The 21,307-nt window shown below is 35.6% G+C and carries 18 protein-coding genes; 8 read left to right on the forward strand and 10 right to left on the reverse strand.

Going from position 1 to position 21,307, the window contains the following annotated elements:
• Position 1 precedes the first annotated feature (1 nt).
• The 3 genes from ACMA47_RS12795 to ACMA47_RS12805 all read left to right on the forward strand — a co-directional run bounded on the left by ACMA47_RS12795 (position 2) and on the right by ACMA47_RS12805 (position 5,466).
• The gene (locus ACMA47_RS12795; protein ID WP_142018570.1) at positions 2 to 1,495 is read left to right on the forward strand and encodes a complex I subunit 4 family protein; all 1,494 of its coding nucleotides are present in this window, start codon (positions 2 to 4) and stop codon (positions 1,493 to 1,495) included.
• 16 nt (positions 1,496 to 1,511) lie between these two features.
• Positions 1,512 to 2,891 carry an NADH-quinone oxidoreductase subunit N gene (locus tag ACMA47_RS12800; RefSeq protein WP_079240445.1) on the forward strand — a complete coding sequence of 460 codons (1,380 nt, stop codon included), beginning with the start codon at positions 1,512 to 1,514 and terminating at the stop codon, positions 2,889 to 2,891.
• 262 nt (positions 2,892 to 3,153) lie between these two features.
• Positions 3,154 to 5,466, forward strand: coding sequence for a GAF domain-containing protein (locus ACMA47_RS12805; RefSeq protein WP_413930068.1), 2,313 nt, complete (start codon positions 3,154 to 3,156; stop codon positions 5,464 to 5,466).
• A 32-nt stretch (positions 5,467 to 5,498) separates the two neighbouring features.
• Here ACMA47_RS12805 and ACMA47_RS12810 read toward each other — a convergent pair whose 3' ends face one another.
• The 3 genes from ACMA47_RS12810 to ACMA47_RS12820 are packed head-to-tail and all read right to left on the reverse strand — an operon-like array spanning position 5,499 to position 8,165.
• A complete protein-coding gene (locus ACMA47_RS12810) occupies positions 5,499 to 6,020 on the reverse strand; it encodes a hypothetical protein (RefSeq protein WP_413930069.1) in 522 nt (173 codons plus the stop codon).
• 27 nt (positions 6,021 to 6,047) lie between these two features.
• Entirely contained in the window at positions 6,048 to 6,971 is a 924-nt protein-coding gene (locus tag ACMA47_RS12815) for a bestrophin family protein (RefSeq protein ID WP_413930070.1), read from the reverse strand.
• Positions 6,972 to 6,989: 18 nt separating this feature from the next.
• Positions 6,990 to 8,165, reverse strand: coding sequence for a Pycsar system effector family protein (locus tag ACMA47_RS12820; RefSeq protein WP_413930071.1), 1,176 nt, complete (start codon positions 8,163 to 8,165; stop codon positions 6,990 to 6,992).
• Between the two features lie 26 nt (positions 8,166 to 8,191).
• On the opposite strand from ACMA47_RS12820, the gene ACMA47_RS12825 reads away from it, so the two are divergent.
• Complete coding sequence (locus ACMA47_RS12825; protein ID WP_413930072.1) at positions 8,192 to 11,908, forward strand: metallophosphoesterase; 3,717 nt, start codon at positions 8,192 to 8,194, stop codon at positions 11,906 to 11,908.
• Between the two features lie 307 nt (positions 11,909 to 12,215).
• Entirely contained in the window at positions 12,216 to 12,938 is a 723-nt protein-coding gene (locus tag ACMA47_RS12830; protein WP_413930073.1) for a hypothetical protein, read from the forward strand.
• Positions 12,939 to 13,019: 81 nt separating this feature from the next.
• Here the strand turns inward: ACMA47_RS12830 and ACMA47_RS12835 are convergent, their stop codons facing one another.
• The 6 genes from ACMA47_RS12835 to ruvX form a co-directional block, all read right to left on the reverse strand.
• Positions 13,020 to 13,829, reverse strand: coding sequence for a hypothetical protein (locus ACMA47_RS12835; protein ID WP_413930074.1), 810 nt, complete (start codon positions 13,827 to 13,829; stop codon positions 13,020 to 13,022).
• Positions 13,830 to 13,864: 35 nt separating this feature from the next.
• Positions 13,865 to 14,740, reverse strand: coding sequence for an SdiA-regulated domain-containing protein (locus ACMA47_RS12840; protein WP_413930075.1), 876 nt, complete (start codon positions 14,738 to 14,740; stop codon positions 13,865 to 13,867).
• Between the two features lie 57 nt (positions 14,741 to 14,797).
• Positions 14,798 to 15,565 carry a nucleoside triphosphate pyrophosphohydrolase gene (gene mazG, locus ACMA47_RS12845; protein ID WP_413930076.1) on the reverse strand — a complete coding sequence of 256 codons (768 nt, stop codon included), beginning with the start codon at positions 15,563 to 15,565 and terminating at the stop codon, positions 14,798 to 14,800.
• Between the two features lie 233 nt (positions 15,566 to 15,798).
• Entirely contained in the window at positions 15,799 to 16,353 is a 555-nt protein-coding gene (locus ACMA47_RS12850) for a DUF5606 domain-containing protein (RefSeq protein ID WP_413930077.1), read from the reverse strand.
• 74 nt (positions 16,354 to 16,427) lie between these two features.
• Positions 16,428 to 17,000: a peptide deformylase gene (gene def / locus ACMA47_RS12855; RefSeq protein ID WP_089696951.1), complete on the reverse strand. Its 573-nt coding sequence runs from the start codon at positions 16,998 to 17,000 to the stop codon at positions 16,428 to 16,430.
• Positions 16,997 to 17,413: a Holliday junction resolvase RuvX gene (gene ruvX, locus ACMA47_RS12860; protein ID WP_149388524.1), complete on the reverse strand. Its 417-nt coding sequence runs from the start codon at positions 17,411 to 17,413 to the stop codon at positions 16,997 to 16,999. Before ruvX ends, def begins: the two co-directional genes overlap by 4 nt.
• A gap of 115 nt (positions 17,414 to 17,528) precedes the next feature.
• Between ruvX and ACMA47_RS12865 the strand changes: the two genes are divergently transcribed.
• A complete protein-coding gene (locus tag ACMA47_RS12865; RefSeq protein WP_079240431.1) occupies positions 17,529 to 18,005 on the forward strand; it encodes a SixA phosphatase family protein in 477 nt (158 codons plus the stop codon).
• A complete protein-coding gene (locus ACMA47_RS12870) occupies positions 17,986 to 18,879 on the forward strand; it encodes a Zn-dependent protease (protein ID WP_413930078.1) in 894 nt (297 codons plus the stop codon). Before ACMA47_RS12865 ends, ACMA47_RS12870 begins: the two co-directional genes overlap by 20 nt.
• Positions 18,880 to 19,160: 281 nt before the next feature.
• Here ACMA47_RS12870 and ACMA47_RS12875 read toward each other — a convergent pair whose 3' ends face one another.
• Positions 19,161 to 20,705: a serine hydrolase gene (locus tag ACMA47_RS12875; RefSeq protein WP_413930079.1), complete on the reverse strand. Its 1,545-nt coding sequence runs from the start codon at positions 20,703 to 20,705 to the stop codon at positions 19,161 to 19,163.
• 87 nt (positions 20,706 to 20,792) lie between these two features.
• Here ACMA47_RS12875 and ACMA47_RS12880 point away from each other — a divergent pair, with 87 nt between their 5' ends.
• Positions 20,793 to 21,260, forward strand: coding sequence for a hypothetical protein (locus ACMA47_RS12880; RefSeq protein WP_413930080.1), 468 nt, complete (start codon positions 20,793 to 20,795; stop codon positions 21,258 to 21,260).
• The last annotated feature ends 47 nt before the right edge of the window (positions 21,261 to 21,307 follow it).

The raw sequence follows: 21,307 nt of genomic DNA on the forward strand, positions 1-21,307 counted from the left end.
AATGTCTTGTTTGTTATTAACATTATTACTATTACCTCTAGTAGGTTCGGGATTAGTTTTTGCCTGGAAGAATAATTCCAGCAAATATTTGGCGCTTGGAATTGCATTGGTACAAATGCTTCTTACGTTCTATATACTATCGGATTTTGATTTTACTCCGACAGTAGACAGCGTATTGCAGCACGAGATCAATTATCCATGGTCACAATTTATGAAGAGTTCTCTTCACTTCGGTATCGATGGGATGAGCATGCTTCTTTTATTATTGACCAACATTCTGGCTCCAATCATTATTTTATCATCTTTCAATGAAAATGTAAACTACAGAAATACATTCTACGGACTGATTCTGTTGATGCAGTTTGGTCTTGTAGGAGTGTTCACTTCTTTAGACGGATTGTTATTCTACATTTTCTGGGAAGTAACTTTGATTCCAATTTGGTTCATTGCCGGACTTTGGGGACAAGAGAATAAAAGGTTCGAGTTCACTACGAAATTCTTCGTATATACATTCGTTGGATCATTATTTATGTTAGCCGGATTGATCTATGTGTACAACCACTCTGCATCATTCGCTTTAACAGATTTATATAATGCTCAGCTGAATGAAGTACAGCAGACTGTGGTATTCTGGTTTATTTTCTTTGCTTTTGCAGTAAAATTACCGGTATTCCCTTTCCATACCTGGCAGCCTGACACCTATACCTACTCTCCTACTCAGGGATCCATGTTATTATCAGGGATCATGCTGAAGATGGCAGTATACGGTGTAATGCGTTATTTACTTCCAATCACTCCACTTCCGATTGCCGGAATTTCAGGACAAATCGTAATTATTCTTGCTATTGTAGGAATTGTTCACGGTGCGTTGATCGCTATTATCCAAACGGATATGAAGAGAATCATTGCGTATTCTTCTTTCTCTCACGTAGGGTTGATGGTAGCGGGGATCTTTGCTTCTGCAGTAGTTACTTTAAGAGGAACTTTCAATGTAGAAGGAGCTGAAGGAGCTTTGGTACAGACATTTGCTCACGGTATCAACGTAGTAGGATTATTCTACTGTTGTGATATTTTATATAAAAGATTTAAATCAAGAGACATCAGACAAATGGGTGGTTTAGCTAAAGTAGCACCTAAGTTTGCTGTATTATTCTTGATCATTATATTAGGTTCAATGGGAGTTCCATTAACCAATGGATTCATCGGGGAATTTATTTTGTTGAAATCGGTTTATGATTTTAACGGAACAGCAGCAGTAATTGCTGGTCTTACGGTAATTCTTTGTGCAGTGTATTTATTGAGATTCTACGGAAAAGCAATGTTTGGAGAAGGAGATGAAGCCGTTTTAAGTACAGCAAAAGATTTATCAGGGGTAGAATTTTCTGTATTGGCAAGTTTAGCGGTTTTTGTGATTTTACTAGGTATTTTCCCACAACCGGTAATCGACATGGTGAGTAGTTCGGTGAAGTTTATCTACCAATCAATGGTAAGTTAATTTGATATTTTAAGAAATGAGTGTTTTAATTATTGTTTTCCTAACGGCAGTTATTGCGTTATTTTCAGGAGTTTTTGAACAAGGAAAATTCGCAAGATACATTGGGATTTTGGGATTAATCATCGCATTGTACGTAAGTTTTATGCCGGAATGTTCGTTTTTCGACCATTACAAGCATATGTATGAGTACAGTGACAATACCGCATTATTCACTAAAATATCAATCGTAACAACTTTATTGTTATTCTTCCTGGGCGGTTTTGCTTTCAGTAACCACAGAAGCCACCAGTCAGAATTATATGCATTGATGCTATTCGCATTATGTGGAGGGATCATCCTTTTCGGATACCAGAACCTGGTGACGATGTTCTTAGGAGTTGAGATCCTTTCTATTCCATTATATGTAATGGCTGGAGCTAACAAAACTGATCTTAGATCCAACGAAGCTTCTATTAAATATTTCCTTATGGGTGCATTCGCAACAGGTTTCTTACTGTTCGGGATTGCGTTCATCTACGGAAGTGCAGGAAGTTTTGATCTTTACAAGATTCATGATTTTGGAGTAGCTAATTCAGGGAATGTAATGTTCATCTTAGGAGTATTACTGATTCTTTGTGCATTGGCGTTCAAAGTAGCTTTAGCACCTTTCCACATGTGGAGTCCTGATGTATATGCAGGTTCTCCTTCATTGATCACAGCTTTCATGGCGAGTGTAGTAAAGATCTCTGGATTCTTTGCTCTATTCAGATTGATGACGCTTGGTTTCGCTGGGGTAACTCACGAGTGGATTAATGTTTTAGGCGTATTCTTAATCATTACATTACTTTTGGCAAACGTTATGGGTCTTGCTCAGACGAATGCAAAAAGAATGTTGGCATACTCTTCAGTATCTCACGCAGGATATATCGGATTGGTATTCTTCGGAATGACAAGCCTTTCTACGTATAACCTTGCCTTCTATCTGTTTGCTTATTCTTTATCTACAGTAGGAGTTTTCATGTGTCTGATCTGGGTAGAGAAATTAAAGAGAGAAACTTCTTTCGGAGCCTTCAAAGGATTGGCAAAAACTGAACCTTTATTGGCAACAGCAGCAACGATCTCTATGCTTTCAATGGCAGGAGTTCCGTTAACAGCTGGTTTCATGGGGAAATTTGCTTTATTCTCCCAGGCTATGAACGGTGCAGCTTTCTTAGTATTGGTAGCGGTATTAGGTTCTGCCCTGTCTATTGCTTACTATTTAAGACTGATCATTGCGATGTTCTTCTTTAAAGAATCAACATTCAAATCATCAGAGAAAGTAACTCTTACTTACAACATCATTGGAGTAGTTGTTATTGTCCTGATCGTTATCCTTGGTATATTCCCGGATATGTTTGCAAGAATGTTCGGATTGTAAAATCAGAACTCTACAATATAAAAAGCACAACTTCTCAGTTGTGCTTTTTTATTATCCTATTTAAATAATTAATATCTTACCCAAAAAGTTACAATTTTTGTTTATCAGCAAATCTATAATCTTTCTATATAAAAAATAGTAAGGAATTATAAAATACCTTGCAGAGTTTCCCAAAGCACCTGCAAATTATGTACAATAAAATAAAATTCCACACTATCAATATTCTCCTTTTTTCATAACTTTACTTTAAATTATTCAGCTCTTGGCTAATCTCTATAAAAAAGACTCTCCCTTTCAGGTTTATATATCATTCAAAAAATATTTGGATGTTCTGGAGCATATCCGATATAATGACAGACTGGAATACAGGGTCAATTATGCTGAGTCTTTACTAGAGAGCACCAGAAATTTTAAAGATCTTAGAGAAGGATTTCAGGACACGACCCTTCTTGAAAAACATGAAGACCTCATCAGACTACTTCTTGCTGATCTTTTCCCAACGGGTCTTACCAAAAACGAAATAAAGGCGGCAAGTATTCCGCTTTCCAATATTACTTTCAACTATACCGAAAGGTTTAAAGATATTCTGAAAGACGCAGGAAAAGACTTCGAAATAGAACTCAGGAATATTTCAGATAATGAATTTTATGTATTCTGTTGCTGTCTGATTCTTCAGAGCTACTTCAAAAAAGATATTAAAAGTACCATTCCGTTTTATTATGATATTCCCAATAAGCAGGGAATTATGAAACATTATAAAATTACGGTCAATTCAGATTTTACAGAAATTACGCCTACAGAAGATGCCAAAATTCCATCTGATGACGTTCTGGATATGCTGCTGGAAAATCTTGATGACTTTAAGCTTTGGAAGAAATATTTCCCATCTCAATCCTGGATATTGAAAGGATTTACCATTATTTCCCTGGTAGACTGTACCTCTGAGGTAGCCCTTTCCGATTTGAAATCAAGCATGATTGAAATTGATCCGGAAAATATGAATCCCAACGAAAATCTTACGGAAATTTTCAAATCTTACTTTGATGTTCCAGAATTGAGTTTCGGGCTGATGACATTCAACAAAAAGGAACAGAAGCTGGATAAGCTCCCTATTTATGAGAGTCTTCTTACCAACCATATCCTGGATTTCTGGATCAATGCCTTTGATGAAGAAACCCGTAAGAGTACTTTTAATAATTTAAATCATAATTCAAAGCCTGTAGTTGTTTCCAATGTAAATAACCTGGAAGAAAATGTCAAGCTGCTTCCTTCCTTCAGTATTTTAAAGGATAATAATGTGAACAGCTTCATGGTAATTCCTATCATGAAAGATGGTGAGCTCCTTGCTATCATGGAATTCACCTCTCCTATTGCCGGAAGCTTCAATGGTTTAAAGCTTAAAAAACTGGAGTTTTTTACCGATATGGTTCTTTTCTCTCTGAACAGATTCTACTTTGAGAAAAACTATCAGATTGAAGCCATTATTCAGCGTGAATATACGACCATCCACGACAGTGTGGTCTGGAAATTCAGAAATGAAGCTGAGAAATATTTTACAGCATCACTTGGAAGGAAAATATATACTTTAAAGCAGATTGCATTTAAAAATCTGACTCCTTTGTTTGGGGTTTCAGATATCCGTTCTTCTTCTGAAAAACGTTTTAATCTGATGCTGCAGGATCTTAACCAACAAATTGAATGGCTGAATGAGGTTTTGGTACTCACCAATTCCGATTCAGAAAAATTTGTACTGGCGCTGGATGTTTTTGAAAATGAGATCAACAATGAAATCAAAGCGGATACGGAACAGCGTTTCCAGAGGTTATTAAGGGAAGAAATTCATCCTTTTTTACAAGGAAAACTGGAAGTAAGAACTTCGAGAGAAATAAAAACGAAAATCAAAGACTATTTTTCACACATCTTTACTTCTACAGATCTGTTCTATCATCACAGAAAGAACCTTGATGATTCTATCACTCTGGTCAACCGAAAACTGGCAGATATGCTGGATGAAAGTCAGGTAAAAGCTCAGGAAATTTTCCCACATTATTATGAAAGATTTAAGTCAGACGGTGTGGAACACAATCTGTACAGTGGTTCTACCATCGCTCCTGAGCTGCACTATACTTCGAAAGTAGTTCACAAACTGAGATACTGGCAGTTGAAAACCATCTGTAAAATGGAACTTGAATTTCAGTCGTTCAAAAAGTATCTTCCGGTACCACTTGATATAGCTTCACTGATCTTTGTATACAATGAAAAAATAGACATCCGTTTCAGAATGGATGAGAAACGCTTTGATGTAGACGGAGCCTACAATTCTTATTACGAGATTATCAAAAAACGTCTGGATAAAGCCCACGTAAAAGATTCTTCAGAACGCATCACTGCTCCCGGAAAGATCACCATCGTCTATTTTGGAATGGAAAACCAGAAAGAATACCTTGACTATATTTCAAAACTCCAGAAAAAAGGCGTTTTACAAAATGATATCGAATTCTTAAGAGTAGAGGATCTTCAGGGGATTACGGGATTACTGGCATTGAGAGTTTCCTTTACACTTCCTGAGGAATAGAAAAATCCGGAATATACATCCCGGATGATTACTTATCGTTTCTCTTCAATAAAAATACTGATTTCAAACTCTTGCTTTACTGTATATCTATTTACTTTAGCAGAATACCAGTTATTGAGTTCTTTTAATTGAAATAAACGTTCAATTTCTTTCCTGGAAGCATCATCTGTATAGCTTAGAAAATCAACTTTTTCAATCGTATTCTGTTTTCCTATGGTGATACAAATTCTGTTTTCTCCTTTTTTGGTATTCGAATGAATCTTAAAATTCTCAAATAAAATTTTACGGAAATTATTTACTCCTCCTTTAAAAGTGGCTCCAGTAGGTCCAAATTTTTCTATATCATCAATACAATTACCATTTTCTTTCTGACATTTTTCCAATGCTGTCAAAGCCACAGATTTTAATGAATCAATTGCTTTTCTTTCTTCTGGTGTAGGTGGAAGTATTTTTATATGCTCTAGTGTCGATATATAATGAACTAATGAAACCTTCCTTGATCCACAACCAAAAAGGAAAGATAATAACATCAGCATCAAAATAATTTTCTTCATCAGCAATCAACCAATTGATGGTCTATTTTAATCCACAAAATACGTATCCGGCTTCTTCAACTCCCCTTGCGGAATTCCTGCCTGCTCAAAAATAGAAAACTCAATCGTACGGCAGATGCTGTTCAGGGCAAGGTCATTTTCCTCTTCACCAAAAGGTTCTCCAATCTCCTGAATTATAGCATCAAGAGCAATAAAAGTATAGCTGATCAACAAAACGATCAAAGGCATCATCCATCCCAAAGAATCTACCAATCCAAATGGAAGCCAGAAACAATATAGATAAACGGTGCGATGCAGCAAAACACTATAAGCAAAGGGTAATGGTGTATTGTAAATTCTCTCACACCCACCGGAAATATTAGAAAACTGGCTCAGCTGATGATCCATGGAAGTCATAACAATGGTATCTATATTTCCTTTTTTATTCTGTTCGTTGAGCCAATCTGCAATAAAACCTAAAATAATATTGGGAATGAATTTCTTATTCTTCACCTGTTCCAGTTGTTCGGGCGAAAGCAGTCTTTCAAGATGCTCTGTCCCGGATTTATCTCTCAACTGAAAGTTCAGTGACCAGGAAAATGCAGAGATCAGTTTGATAATTCTCTCTTTTTCCTCTTTAGCTTCAGAAGAAGAATCATTTACTAAGGATAAGATCTGTCTTGTGAGAGATCTGGTCTCAATGACAAGTAATCCCCAAAGTTTCCTTCCTTCCCAAAAACGGTCATAGCTTGCAGAGTTACAAAAACCCATAAATATGGCAAGTGCCAGTCCTATCAATGTAAAAATGGTAGGATTAAGATGCACTTTATAATCAAAAATTCTCCCTTTGAAAAAATAGATAGCCAGGGAAAACAGCGTGATAATGGAAAGCTGAACAACAATTTTCTTTAATACGGATCCTCTCCATATAAATAACATTTTCAGCCAATTGGTACGCTGTCTGACAATCATTTGTGTCTATATTTTTAATTAAAGACTAAGAAAAGCCACTCCGAAAGATAAAACGGAAATAATAATTCCAGCCATAAAGATCTTATAGGTAATGGATAAAAGCTTATATTTCCTGTTAAGAACTTTTCCCAGGTAATACAGATCTTTCACCATAGAATCGTAGATATAATCTCTGTCTTTAATAAGGTCTTTCATGGCATTGTTATAATCATCAAACAACATCTGCTGAAAGTTCCCAAAGAATAACAAGTTTACTTTTCTGTTGGCAATATCCTCAGAAGTAAAAGTTGATTTTGTGACATTCGGTTTTGTGGACAGAATCGCAAATATGATCGTCAATACGCTTGATAACAATAATATGAAACTTGGAAGAATTAAATGTGAATTTTTTGGAGCATCCAGCTTTGGAACCAACACAGAAAGACAAACCGAAATAATAATAGCATTTACAGATAAAAGAATATTGGCTTTACTGTCTGCAATATCACTTAATCTTGTATGATTATTCAGCGTTACTCTGAATAAAGTATCCACACTTCGATCTGATTTTTCTTTTTCTTTTTTGCCTTCTGAAACCTCCTTTTTACTTTCTTTTTTCTCTTCTTCTTTTTCCAGCTTCTTCTCGATTTTTTTAATATTTTTCTTTTTCAACGGTTCCCAGTTTTCTTTGGCGTAATCTGTATAAAAAGTGTGCTTATTTTTCAGCATGTCCAGATTTCCGGCATTCCATTCTTCGTTGGAGAAACATCGAACATTGGTAAGTTCCCATTCTTTTCTCAAAGCATCGGAAATATCACTGTAATCATGTCCCGCAAAATGGCTGAAGTCTGCATCCTTTACAATTTTTTCCAGTAAATTCTGAGGTTCGTACTGTATTTTCGTTGCCAGAATTAGTTTTTCAACGGCTGCAATATATTCTTCCGGATAGTTTTCCTGGTGTAGAAAGGCTTTCATCACCTCTACACTCCTTTCCTCATGGTTCAGCGCACATTCTATATACCCTGTATCATGAAACCATAATGCAACGAGTACCTTCTCCTGATCCTCTTCAGAAACAGGAGTGTTTTTCATGATTTCCTCAGCCTTATTAACTGTATAGGCAGTATGGATAAAATTATGATAAAAATATACCGAAGATAACTTATCTTTGAATAAGATTTCAACATAATTTTTAGCTTTTTGTAAAATGCTCATCCCTGAAATTTTGTTAATGTAAATTTATGAATTTATCCTTTAAAACTCATCTAAAAAATACTTCTATTGTTCTTCGAACGGTAATGTCCGCAGGAGTCCTTTATTCCTGTGCTACCTATAACGTGCAAAAGGGCAAAAACTTATTTGAAGTAAAAGATTCCGAAATAAAATCTGAAAATGATTTTAAACTCTTTCTGATTGGAGATGCTGGAAACTCAGATGAACCTCAGGCACAAAAAACACTGAATTTACTGAAAAGTAAGTTGGATTCTGCCGACAGTAACTCTATGCTGATCTTTCTGGGCGATAACATCTACCCCAATGGGATGCCCAAAGAAACAGATAAAGATTATGTCACAGCAAAGCAGAAACTGGAAAACCAACTCTCCATTACCAAAAATTTCAAAGGGAAAACCCTTGTAATTCCGGGAAATCATGACTGGTACAGTGGACTGGAAGGATTGAATACCCAGGAAGGACTCGTTAAAAAATATCTTGATGATAAAAAAGCTTTCCTTCCTAAGAACGGCTGCCCTATTGATGACATCAACATTTCTAAAGATATCAAACTTATTGCTATCGATTCGGAATGGGTGATCGCCAACTGGGACAATTATCCTGGAATCAACAAAAACTGTAATATCAAAACCCGTGAAGATTTTTTCACAGAGTTTAAAGATCTTATCATTAAAAATCAGGGTAAAAAAATAATTGTTGCCCTACACCATCCCATCATCAGTAGTGGAACACATGCAGGTTTTAATTCTGCAAAATCTCATCTCTTTCCTTTAAAGAGTAAAGTTCCTGTACCTGTGGTGGCAAGTGTAATCAATATATTAAGAAGTTCCTCAGGAGCCAGTCCTGAAGATATCAATAATCAACATTATGCAGATCTGGCCAACCGACTGAAAAGTATTGTTCAGGATAAGGAAAATATTATTTTCGTATCCGGCCATGACCATAATCTGCAATATCACGAAGATGGAAACTTAAGACAGATCATCAGTGGTGCAGGTTCTAAAACAGATCCTTCTACCATTGTAGAAAAAACAGACTTTTCCTACGGAGGCAGTGGTTTTGCGGTTTTAAATTTCAGAAAAGATGAAAGTACAGATGTGGAGTATTTTTCAACTAAAGATGCTCAGCTTCAAAAACTGACTCATATTTCCGTGATTTCCAAACCGGATGTGTTTGTCAATAACTTCCCCAATTCTTTTCCTGCAACATTCTCTTCAACCATTTATCCGGTACCGCTTACCGAAAAAAGAAAGTTTTACCGTTGGCTTTGGGGAGATCATTACAGAAGATATTACGGAATTCCCATTGAAGCTCCAACAGCTAATCTTTCTGAATTGAATGGTGGATATATTCCTTTCAGAGAAGGTGGAGGAAACCAGTCCAACAGTTTGCGATTGAAGTCTGCAGACGGACAGGAATTCGTGATGCGGGGCGTGAAAAAAAGTGCAATCCGTTTCTTAAATAATATGGCTTTCCAGAAAAGTACATTGGGAGAAGAACTTGCGGATACTTATCCTGAAAAATTCTTACTTGATTTTTATACCACCAATCATCCATTTACTCCATTTACGATTGGAAATATGTCTGAAAAACTGGGCATTTTCCACAGTAATCCAAAACTGTATTATATTCCTAAACAAAAAGCTTTGGGAACGTATAATGAGAATTATGGAGATGAAATGTATATGATTGAAGAACGTTTTTCTTCAGATCCGAAAACACTGGCATATCTCGATAATGCAAAAGATATTGTTTCTACCGATGATGTATTAAAAAACCTCAGCAAGAGTAATAAATATTCTGTTGACAGAGAATCTTATATCAGAGCAAGGTTATTTGATATGCTTATCGGTGACTGGGACAGACACTCAGATCAATGGAAATGGGCGCAATATGAAGAGGGTGATAAAGTGATCTATAAACCCATTCCAAAAGACAGAGATCAGGCTTTCAGTAAATATGATGGAGCAGCTTTCAGAATTATTATGAATGTTCCGGCCATCCGCCACATGAAAACCTTTACAGAAGATATCAGCAGTGTAAAATGGCTTGCCATGGAACCTTACCCAATGGATCTTGTGTTCTTAAAAGGCTCAGACCAGAATGAGTGGGAAACCCAGGCAAAATATATTCAGGAACATCTTACGGATGCGGATATTGATGATGCTTTCCATAATCTCCCAAAAGAGGTGCAGGATGAAACGATTGCTGAAATCCAGAGAAAACTGAAAATAAGAAAAACAAAGCTGCAAAGCTATGCCGCACAGTACTATGATGTACTATTGAAAAAAGTTCCTTTGGCAGGAACAGTAAATCCTGATAAGTTTGTTATCACCAAAAACGGACATTCCGTAATGGTACAGCAATATTATCTGGGTAAGAATAAGGATCAGAATGAACTGGTTTTTGAAAAAACCTATCATGATTCAAAAACAAAAGAATTATGGATCTATGGGCTGGAAGATGATGATACTTATGTAGTAACAGGAAGCGGAAGCCCTAAAATGAATATCAGACTGATTGGCGGCTATAATCATGATACGTATAACGTTGCAGATGGAAGAAAAGTGAAGATTTATGATTTTAAATCTCAGAAAAACACTTATAATGATGGCAATGCAACGAAGAATATTACGGATGATTATGATATCAACAGTTATAATTATAAGCACCCTAAATACAATTCTGTAGCAGGATATCCAAACCTGGATTATAACCCGGATGACGGTGTCATTGTAGGAGTTTTAGCTAATTATACGGTGAATAATTTTATCCGCGATCCATTTACTCAAAGACATAGCTTAAAAGCTAATTTTTATACGGCAACTGCAGGATTTAGCCTTACGTACAAAGGAGTATTTAAAAAGGCAATCTCAGGTTGGGATATCAACCTTGATGCATTTTATACGACTCCGAGGTTCTCTCAAAACTTTTTTGGACTTTCCAATGAAAGTGAATATGACAGAGAGGATACGGAAAGAGAGTACAACAGAGCCAGAATATCTAAATTCAACTTTGCTCCCTCCATCTCTCAAAAGAGCTGGATGAACCTCAGCCACCAGTTTCAACTGACTTTTGAAGATAATAAAGTACAGAGAAAAGCTGACCGTTTCATCAATCAGTCACCGGATGTCAGACCTGGAGTATTTAACAGCCAACAGTTTGTGGGAGCCAATTATACTTTTGGCTATAAAAATGCAGATAATGCAGCCTTTCCTACTCTTGGACTGGAATTTATGTTGAATGCAGACTGGAAAGCAACGCTTTCTGATTTTAATAAGAATTTCGTAACCGTAAAAGGAAAGCTTGCCATTGACCATAGAATTGATAAAAAAGGAACATTTGTATTCGCCAATTCCAGCAATGTGATGTGGATCAATAATAATAATTTTGAATTCTACCAGGCTGCAGCTATTGGAGGCAATAATGGCATGAGGGCCTTCAGAAATGAAAGATTCTCAGGAAGATCATATTTTACCAATAACTCGGAAATCCGATGGGATTTCGGACGGGTAAGAAATAATATTGTTCCTGCGAACATGGGAATTCTTATCGGATATGATATCGGCCGTGTATGGAATGACAATGAAAACTCCAGAAAATGGCATCAGTCTGCCGGTGCCGGGGTATGGCTGAGTATTGTGGAAATGATGTCTGCAAGATTGAATTATTTCTATGGCTCAGACGGAGGAAGAATTTCTGCCGGAGTAGGAATGAAATTTTAATCTGTCCATTAAAAAAAATTAATTCTCATTTTTAAAATGAGTACTACAATCCAATATAAAATACTGTTTAACAACATATTAAACTATTTAAAATTAAAAATTTGAAAAAATTTCAATTTTAATAAAATTTAATAATTCAAATTTTCAACTCACATTTTTTACTGATAAAATAAATATGGCTTTTAAATAAAGGCCATATTTTCAGCTATATAAGTCAAAACCAGACATAGTTCAATATGATTATCAATTCCTTAAAAAATAGACATTTTAAAAACATTTTATATTTGTGGCAACAAAAAATCAACAAATGATGAAAAAAAAACTATTGTATATGGCATTATTTGTCATGTTCATTCAGTTAAATGCACAGATAGGGATTAAAACACCAACTCCCCAACATACATTGCATGTCAACGGTTCACTTCAGGTAGTTAAAGATCTTAATGTGGGGGGAGATGATAGAACAAAGGGAAATTCAGGAAATAAAGGTGAAGTTTTAATGTCCAACGGAGCAGGTAATGCGCCGGTTTGGAAAACAATTGAGTCAGAAAACTTTCTAAAGGTGGTTTATGTGGGAAACAAAACAGACATCAGCCCGGCCAGTGGAAGTTATACAGGTACGCATTCTACACCAGTTAACACTCATGAAAGTTATTCACAAACCTATGTTTTTAATGTGAGTAATAAGATCGATACTGCTTATTTAACGTATAATTCTACAACGGGGCTTTTCACCGTAGTAAAACCCGGATTTTACAATATAGTTCCTTATGCTACCTATGATCTTAATTTAAATCCATCAGGACAAACTGCAGGAACAGCTAATTCATACATACAAAAAGTTTCCCCTACACTCACAACGCTAGCAGGCATATCTACGGGCCATGGAGAACGTACAACGGGATTGAATCATAACCTTTCCTCCATTAACTTTTTCAATACAGGAGAAACCTTTAGGATACGCTGCCGCTATACTCAGAATTTCAGATTATCCAGCGGAAATATTCATATTTCGTATCTGACTCCGTAAACAATACAAACGTCAATCACTTCATTAACATTCATATATTCAAAACCCCACAGATTTCTCTGTGGGGTTTTATTTATTCATTTATGGTACTGGGAAGTATAATAGCACTTGCCCGTTAACATCATATTTATAGTTCCATATTTTTGTTGATGTTTTGGGAGGAATATTATCAATTAAGTTTACAACAGTAGTTTCTTTTTTCCTGAAATTATTAACGGATAAGCTTTTTTCAAAAAAAGTATTATTGATCAGAAAAAGTTTTTTAAATGGATTTGAAGCCGTATCAAAATCTGAATATATAGAAGTCGTCATCTTATTATCTACCCCTTTTATTCTTTCTAAGTATTCAGACTTAGTAAGGTTATTATTGTTATCATAATAATATGTTGTAATATATTCATAGTCTCCGGATCCCGCTAATTTCCAATGAACATTTTTTAATTTATCCTGCTCATAAGTGTAAGTTTTGGTATCAGTTACAGCAGAACGGGCAGTTCCATTTTTCACATGATAACTTTCTTGTTTTACAGGCCTGTTATTATTCATCGTATAACGATATTCATCATATCCCGGAATACCCCCTAGCTCAAACTCCCTTACTCTCACAGTATTATCACTATAAATTAATTTAGTAATTGGTTCAGAAAAAAACCTGTCAAACATTTGCATAAAAACTGGATAGAACCTCCCTTTAACTTTTGTCAAATTTCCGTTTTCGTAAGTAAATTCATAATAGTCTTGAGGAGAAGGTCCTGCTCCAATCCCATCTGTACAATATACATAAGCTTTTTCCATATGTTCAATAGGAGATGGAGTATCTTCTATAGTATCATCACTGCTGCTGCACGAAAACAGACTTAATCCAAGTGAAAGGTAAAGTAATTTTTTCATGGTTGGTTAGTTTATTTTTTATAAAAATATACAATTTAATTTAAAGAAAAAGTATATACATTTCCCCCTTCATTTTTCCCTTTCTCATCAGCTATCATTAATGTTTTATCATCAAAGAATACCAGAGCTTCTTTTTGGGAATTATGATTCAAAGGGATTTTCTGGATTTTTGCAGTACTGAAATTGTCTGATGTAAATCCGGTAAGAACGTGAACATTTTTATGGGTAAGCAATACAATTTTATCTTTTGTACTGTTGATGCTGGCAGAAGTAATAGCTGCATCATTATACCCTCCATCAAGTTTTAAGGTCCCTATTAACTTTGCTTCAAAATCACCTTCTTTATTGGGTACCTGGAATACAAGGAAAGTTCCGTCAAAACCTTTGCTTCTGTTTTTGGTGAATAAGTAAAAATTTCCGTCCATTTCCACAAAACCTTCACAGTCATACAGTAGATTTGATTTTTTAGGAGGAAACTCTGTCTGTCCCTGATAATGAAATTTTGTAGTCTGAACAACCTTTGTAACAATTTGTTTGGTATCTTTTAAATCTGTCTTTAAAATCGCCAGATCCTGCCTGTTATTGTCATTATTTCCAAAATCTCCGATATAAATATTTCCCTGAGGATCAGATATAATATCTTCCCAGTCTGTATTTTCAGCATTTTCTACCGGTATTTTTGCCAGCATATCGCCTTTATCACTCAGCCCGTATATTGCATTTTTATTTCCTCTGTCTTCTATTGCCCAGATTGTTTTCTTATCCTTTGATAAAGTAATTCCGGAAACTTCCTTCAACTTTTTAGGTAAGGTAAACTGAACTTTCAATTCATCTTCGTTAGTGGGAGAATTCTGAGCTTTTGGATTGCAGCTCAATAAAAGCAAGGCGGGTAAAATAAGAAAGCGTAACATATTTATTTTTTATTTTTTTAACTGAATATAAGAAGCATTAATTGTTCCAATCGGCAACTATGAAAGTTTTTTTGCCTTTTCCCAAAGAACATCCATTTCTTCCAGAGACATATCTGCCAGTTTTAAATCCTGATCTTCAGCAAGTCCTTCCATCTTTTGAAATCTTGAAATAAACTTAAGATTGGTTCTTTCCAACGCAGAATCCGGATTGATTCCTGAAATTCTTGCATAATTGATAAGTGAGAAGAAAACATCCCCCAACTCCTGTTCTTTTTTATCCAAATCAGTCTCCGCATGGAACTCCTGAATCTCTTCATCTACTTTTTTCCATGCATCTTCTGCATCATGAAACTCAAAACCTATTCCTTTCACCTTATCCTGGATTCTATAAGCTTTTACCAAACTTGGCAGGCTTTTCGGAACTCCACCCAAAATAGATTTGTTTCCTTCTTTTAATTTTAATTTTTCCCAGTTCTGTTTCACTTCTTCTTCATCTTTCACTTCAACATCTCCATAGATATGAGGATGACGGAAAATCAACTTTTCATTCAAGGAATTGATAACATCTGCAATATCAAAACTTTCTTTTTCAGAACCTATTTTAGCATAAAAAACCAGATGAAGCAGAACATCACCTAATTCTTTTTTTACTTCCTGTAAATCTTCCTGTAAAATAGCATCTGAAAGCTCGTAGGTTTCTTCAAGGGTAAGATGGCGAAGTGATTGTAATGTCTGTTTCTGATCCCACGGACATTTTTCACGTAAATCATCCATAATATCCAGTAATCTTCCAAAGGCCTCCAGTTTCTCTTGTTTCGTATTCATAGTTTGAAAATTCAATCTCATACAAATGTAAGGGATATTCGGACATCATTACAAACGTTGGAAGTAAAAGTTGCGGAGTGCAGAATTCGGATAGATTCGATATGTAAACCTAAGAGGTTTTCGAAACCTGTTAGGTTTGGAATATTAGCACGCAATTATCTTTTGTCTGAAAAAACAAAAAACCTTGTCCGGAAATTCCAGACAAGGTTTTGTATTTTTAATTCAAAAATGAATTATCCTTGTTTTCTGTGTGTACTCTTAGGAGCTGATTTTGCAGCGGAAGTAGCTTTTACTTTTGGAGCAGCTGGTTTTTCTGCTTTTGGAGCTTTTTTAGCTTCTTTTTCAATGCTTACTTCTTCAGCTGGTTCACCTTCCAAAGTTTCAGGCTCTGCTTTTACAAAGCTATCCGGAGTGATATATCCTGCTTTATGAAGGATGTTGTACCACTGAGCCAATTTCTTGATGTCAGAAGAATATACTCTTTCTGTATCATAGTTAGGAAGTGATTCAAGCATAAAATCTTTCAAATCTGCATCAGAAGATTTGTGAGAAATTGTTTCCTTATAGTCGTTGTTTTTAGCAATATTTTCAAATACTTCAAACAAAGGAACTTCTTTCTCAAATGTAAACATGGCAATATTGTCCAATAAACTTACCTGGCTTGAGTTTCCAATGCTTACTTTTTTCCTGTTGGTAACATCTTCAATGATGAATCCGTTTCTTAATTGAGAAACTAATTTGAAAAGTCCTGGTTTTCCAGAAATTGAAATTATTTTTTCTAACAGCATAATTTTATTTTTTGTAAATTCTGCAATCAGCACTAGCTTTTTGCTTTTTATTATTCGTTTTAATCCTTATTTAATTATTTTGGAAATCTCATTTTGTAACCGATACTCACGTCACCCTGAGAGATTTTAGTCAGCTTACCTTTTACGAGTTTCTTCTTCAGAGCGCTCAGGTGGTCGGTAAACAGAACTCCTTCAATGTGGTCATATTCATGCTGAATTACGCGGGCTCTAATATCGGAAAAAGTTTCTGTATGTTTTACAAAATTTTCGTCATAATATTCAATAACGATTGTTCCTTTTCTTTTCACATCTTCTCTTACATCCGGGATGGAAAGACAACCCTCATTGAACTTCCATTCTTCCCCTGATTCTTCAAGAATTTGGGCATTGATGAAAACTTTTTTGAACTCTGCCAACTCATCTTTAATATCTTCATAATCCTCATCTTCTGCAAGAGGCGTCACATCTATTACAAACAGACGGATATCCAAACCAATCTGTGGCGCTGCAAGACCTATGCCATTTGCGCTGTACATGGTTTCGAACATGTTATCTATCAGTTCCTGTAATTCGGGATAATCTTTGTCTATATCTTTTCCTACTTTTCTCAAAACAGGATCCCCAAAAGCTCTTATCGGTAATATCATCTTAATCTTTGTTCTAAAAAATTCTGCAATATGATTGTTGCACTTACTTTATCTATTAATCCTTTTTCCTGCCTCTTTTTCTTGTTTTTTCCACTTTGGGAAATAAAAAATGAAGCCATTTTGGAGGTAAACCTTTCATCAAAACGGTGAACTGCAATATCCGAAAATTCTTTTTTAAATTCTTCTATGAATTTTAAAATATCGGTTTCCACTTCTGAAACATTTCCTTTCAAATCTATGGGAAGCCCAACTACCACTTCATCTACCTTGTTTTCATTGAAATATTTTTTCAAAAATTCCATTAAAGAACGGTTCTCTACAGTCTCCAGCCCACTGGCTATAATCTGCATATCATCGGTTGCAGCGATACCACAACGAGCCTTTCCGTAGTCTATTGCAAGGATTTGTCCCATAAGTTTGCAAATTTAGTAAAATTTACTGATTTTATTCATAACGCAGTTTTTTTATATAAATCATGTTTTATTCCATTATTTTTTTTATAATTTTAATCTTCCAAAAAACAATTATATGAAGAAACTCATCCTCGTTAGACATGCAAAAAGCGACTGGCCGGAGGAAACGGAGGACTTTGACAGACCTTTGGCAGACAAAGGTTTGGAGGATGCTATGCACATGTCCAGATTCCTGAAAAGCAATAATATTTCTATAGACCATTTTGTATCGAGCCCTGCGGTTCGTGCACTGAATACCTGTAAAATCTTTAATCAGGCCTATCAGCTGAACTGTTCTACTGATGAAAAACTATATAACCCTTCGGAAAGAAGCTTTGAATCTGTAATTTATGATCTGGATGACAACCTGAATTCAGTTGCTTTCTTCTCTCACAATAATGGAATTTCCAATTTTGCCAATTCCATTTCTGAGGATATTTTCCATTTTCCCACTTGCGGAGTTGCCGGTTTTGAAGTAGACTGTGAATCCTGGGCAGAATTCGACGGTGCTAAAAAGAAACTTCTTTTCTTTTATGAACCAGGGAAAATATAATTTCACTTTTCTATTTTTTTATGTCACAATAATTACGCTTCTTTTCTCTTGCCAGAAACAGAAGAAAAATTACTATGAATCTATTGCACTGAATGACATCAAACTTTCCTCTTCTCCAAAACCCGGAAGCTGGCGGTACAATCACGATGAACATTTCCAGACATTTGAAGATTTTCAGAAATTAAAAAAGATAAAACCAGAACCTGGGAAAAATACCATTTATCTTCAACCCATCGGGAAATTTGATGAACTTCAGAAAAAAGAAATAGCACTTACTCAACAATATTTGAAAAACTATTATCAGCTGGAGACAAAGGTACTTCCTGTTTTATCAAACAGTATTTTTCCCAGCAATGTCAAAAGAATTTCAAAAGAAGGGAATGAACAGATTCTTGCAGGATATGTGCTGGACAGCATTCTGATCAAAAGAAAACCAAAAGACGCTGTCGTACTGATGGGAATTACCGAAAAAGATCTTTTCCCAAAACCGGAATGGAACTTTGTTTTCGGACTTGCTTCTTATCAGGATGGTGTAGGAGTAACTTCGATGTATAGATTTGCAGGTGGTCATTTAACCGAGTCAAATTTCAATGAAAGCCTTTTAAGACTAGTAAAAATCAGTTCACATGAAATCGGTCACATGTTTGGAATCAGCCATTGTCTGAATGCTAATTGCGTGATGAATGGAACCAATTCCTTAACTGAAACTGATTATCATTTTGCCAGAGCCTGTTCGTTATGCCAAAGAAAACTGAATTCAAGCATCCATTACGACCATAAGAAAAGACTTCTTGAGTTAAAAAATTTCTTTGAAAAGCAACATCTTAACACAGAGCTTACTTTAGCAAATCAGGATCTGAATCTTGTACAATAAACCAATATTTCTTTTACCGACTGCCTATTCCCCTCCACCGGAGGGGTGGCGAAAATTCAAAGAATTTTTGACGGGGTGGTTAGTTTTGGCTAAAGCCATTATCGTTGTAAACATGAAAAAACGACCTTTAGCCCGTTCCTATTGAATTATATCAGTTCTAATTTTCAATGATCATTAAAATGAGTGGTATCTGTGAATAAATTAGTGGCATTCGTAGTTAACAAACAAAAAAGAACGGACCAAAGCCCGTTCTCTATGAAATATCTTATGTGATTTCGATTTTATTTCTTCTTCAAATCCAGATCATCAAAATCAAAACTGAAATCCGTCACATCAGAGATCGCTTTCAATTTTGCAGATTCTGCTTTACCGTTTTCGTCATAGCTGAAAATAATGTAGGCATCCGCATCATAACTTCTGTCATCCCATTTAATGATGAAAGAATTGTTAGAATAGGGAAGTAATTCTCCTTTTAATCTTGGAGAGTTTTTACATGAAATTCTGTAGGTATTTCCTTGCTGGGCAATGTCTACATCACCAAACCAAACATCGTTATATGTTCCTGTAAACTGTTCTGCTTTAGGCTGAAGAGATTTTTCTTTTTTGAAGGCTTCAGATTTTGCAAAAGCATCTTTCTTCTGTTTATTGAATTCTGCTTCCATTTTAGACATTCTTTCGCCATAGGTTTTCAGCCAGTTTCTGTCTGCTACCCCAAGATAAGAATCTTTCACGGTATTCGTAATAGTATTGAAAGCGGCTCCAGACTGTTGGTTGGTCAAAACTACAATTCCCAACTTCATATCAGGAATTAAAGTAAATTGGGTAACCGTTCCAATCAATCCTCCGGTGTGCTGTACTTGTTTGTGTCCTTTAACATCACTTAGAAACCATCCTAAACCATATCCGTAAAAACTTGTATCATATGGATTTTTTGCGGCCACTCTATCTGGAATCTGCAGACTCCATAGCTGTTGTACATTCTTATCCGAAACCAGTTTTTTACCATCTTTTGTGGTGAAATTATTCAATAGGCATTCTGCCCAGGTTGTCATATCTTTGATATTACTCATGATTCCTCCAGCTGCATTACCTGTCTCGTTCCAATCGTGAGGAACAGCAATTGCTTTTCCGTCTACCGGAGCGTGTGCGTCAATTTTGTTTGTTGTAGCTTTTGCTCTGTTGTAGCTTCCGAAACTTGAAGTCATGCCTACAGGTTTCATAATTCTTTGCTCAATAAATTCTGCCCAGCTTAATCCGGAAACTCTGTGAATGACTTCGCCGGCAACGATAAACATGATGTTGTTATAATCTAATTTTGTTCTGAAAGGATTTTCAGGTTTCAGATATCTCACATTATGTACAATATCATTAACAGTTAGGCTTCCTCCTTCCGGAAAAAACATCAGATCTCCCTGTCCAAGTCCTAATCCTGCTCTGTGGGTAATAAGATCCTTGATTGTTACATTTTGGGAAACGTAGGGATCATACATTTGAAATTCAGGAATATATTTTGAAACTTTATCATCCCAGTTCAGTTTTCCTTCATCTGCTAAGATGGCTAATGCCGTACAGGTAAAGCCTTTTGAGTTGGAAGCAATCCCTACCAGCGTATTGTCATCCATCGGCTGCTTTGTTGTAAGAGAACGTACTCCAAACCCTTTGGAATAGATCATTTTACCATCTTTCACAATTCCTACCGACATTCCCGGTACATCAAAGGTTTTCAGGGTATTTTGGATCAGTTCATCCAGTTTTTTTTCTTCCACCTGCGCATTCGCCAATCCTACGGTCAAAAGAAAAATGAAAAAAGAAAGTTTCTGTTTCATTGTTTATTTTAATTTTCCCAAATTTACTAAATATTACGCATGCTAATTTTAGCAGTGCTAAAACTTTACGATAAATCAGCAGTATTCATGAAAAAGCCTATTTGTATCTGTATTTTCTCTCTTTTCGCTATCAGTGGTATCAAAGCCCAGGACAGAACTTCAAACCCTTTACTTTTACAGACCTGGAATCTCAGTAAAATGGATACCTATATTTATACCTATGAAAAACAGGATGGTTTTGAGGCAAGAAGAGAAGGCATCAGATTTCAGAAAAATGGAAAAATCACAGGAAATCTGATTAAATCTACCTTAAGATATGATGCTCTGGAAGAACCTGTCACTAAAAAAAGTGAAAAACCGGACCGTTATATCGGGAACTGGAAAAAAGCTTCAGATTCTACAGTAACTTTAGTTTTCCCTTCTAATACCAATATGACCGGTACTTTTGTTATTTCAAAGCTTACAGAGAATCAACTGAAACTGAAAAAGGTTTTCAGTGCAGATATTGAAAAGAAACTGGATTCTATCAGGAAAACAAAAAATATTACTGATTAGGTTCTCCTGTGAATTGATAAAAGCTTCTTTATATTTGCAGTCTTAAA

Source organism: Chryseobacterium sp. T20, assembly GCF_047345655.1.
GTDB lineage: Bacteria > Bacteroidota > Bacteroidia > Flavobacteriales > Weeksellaceae > Chryseobacterium.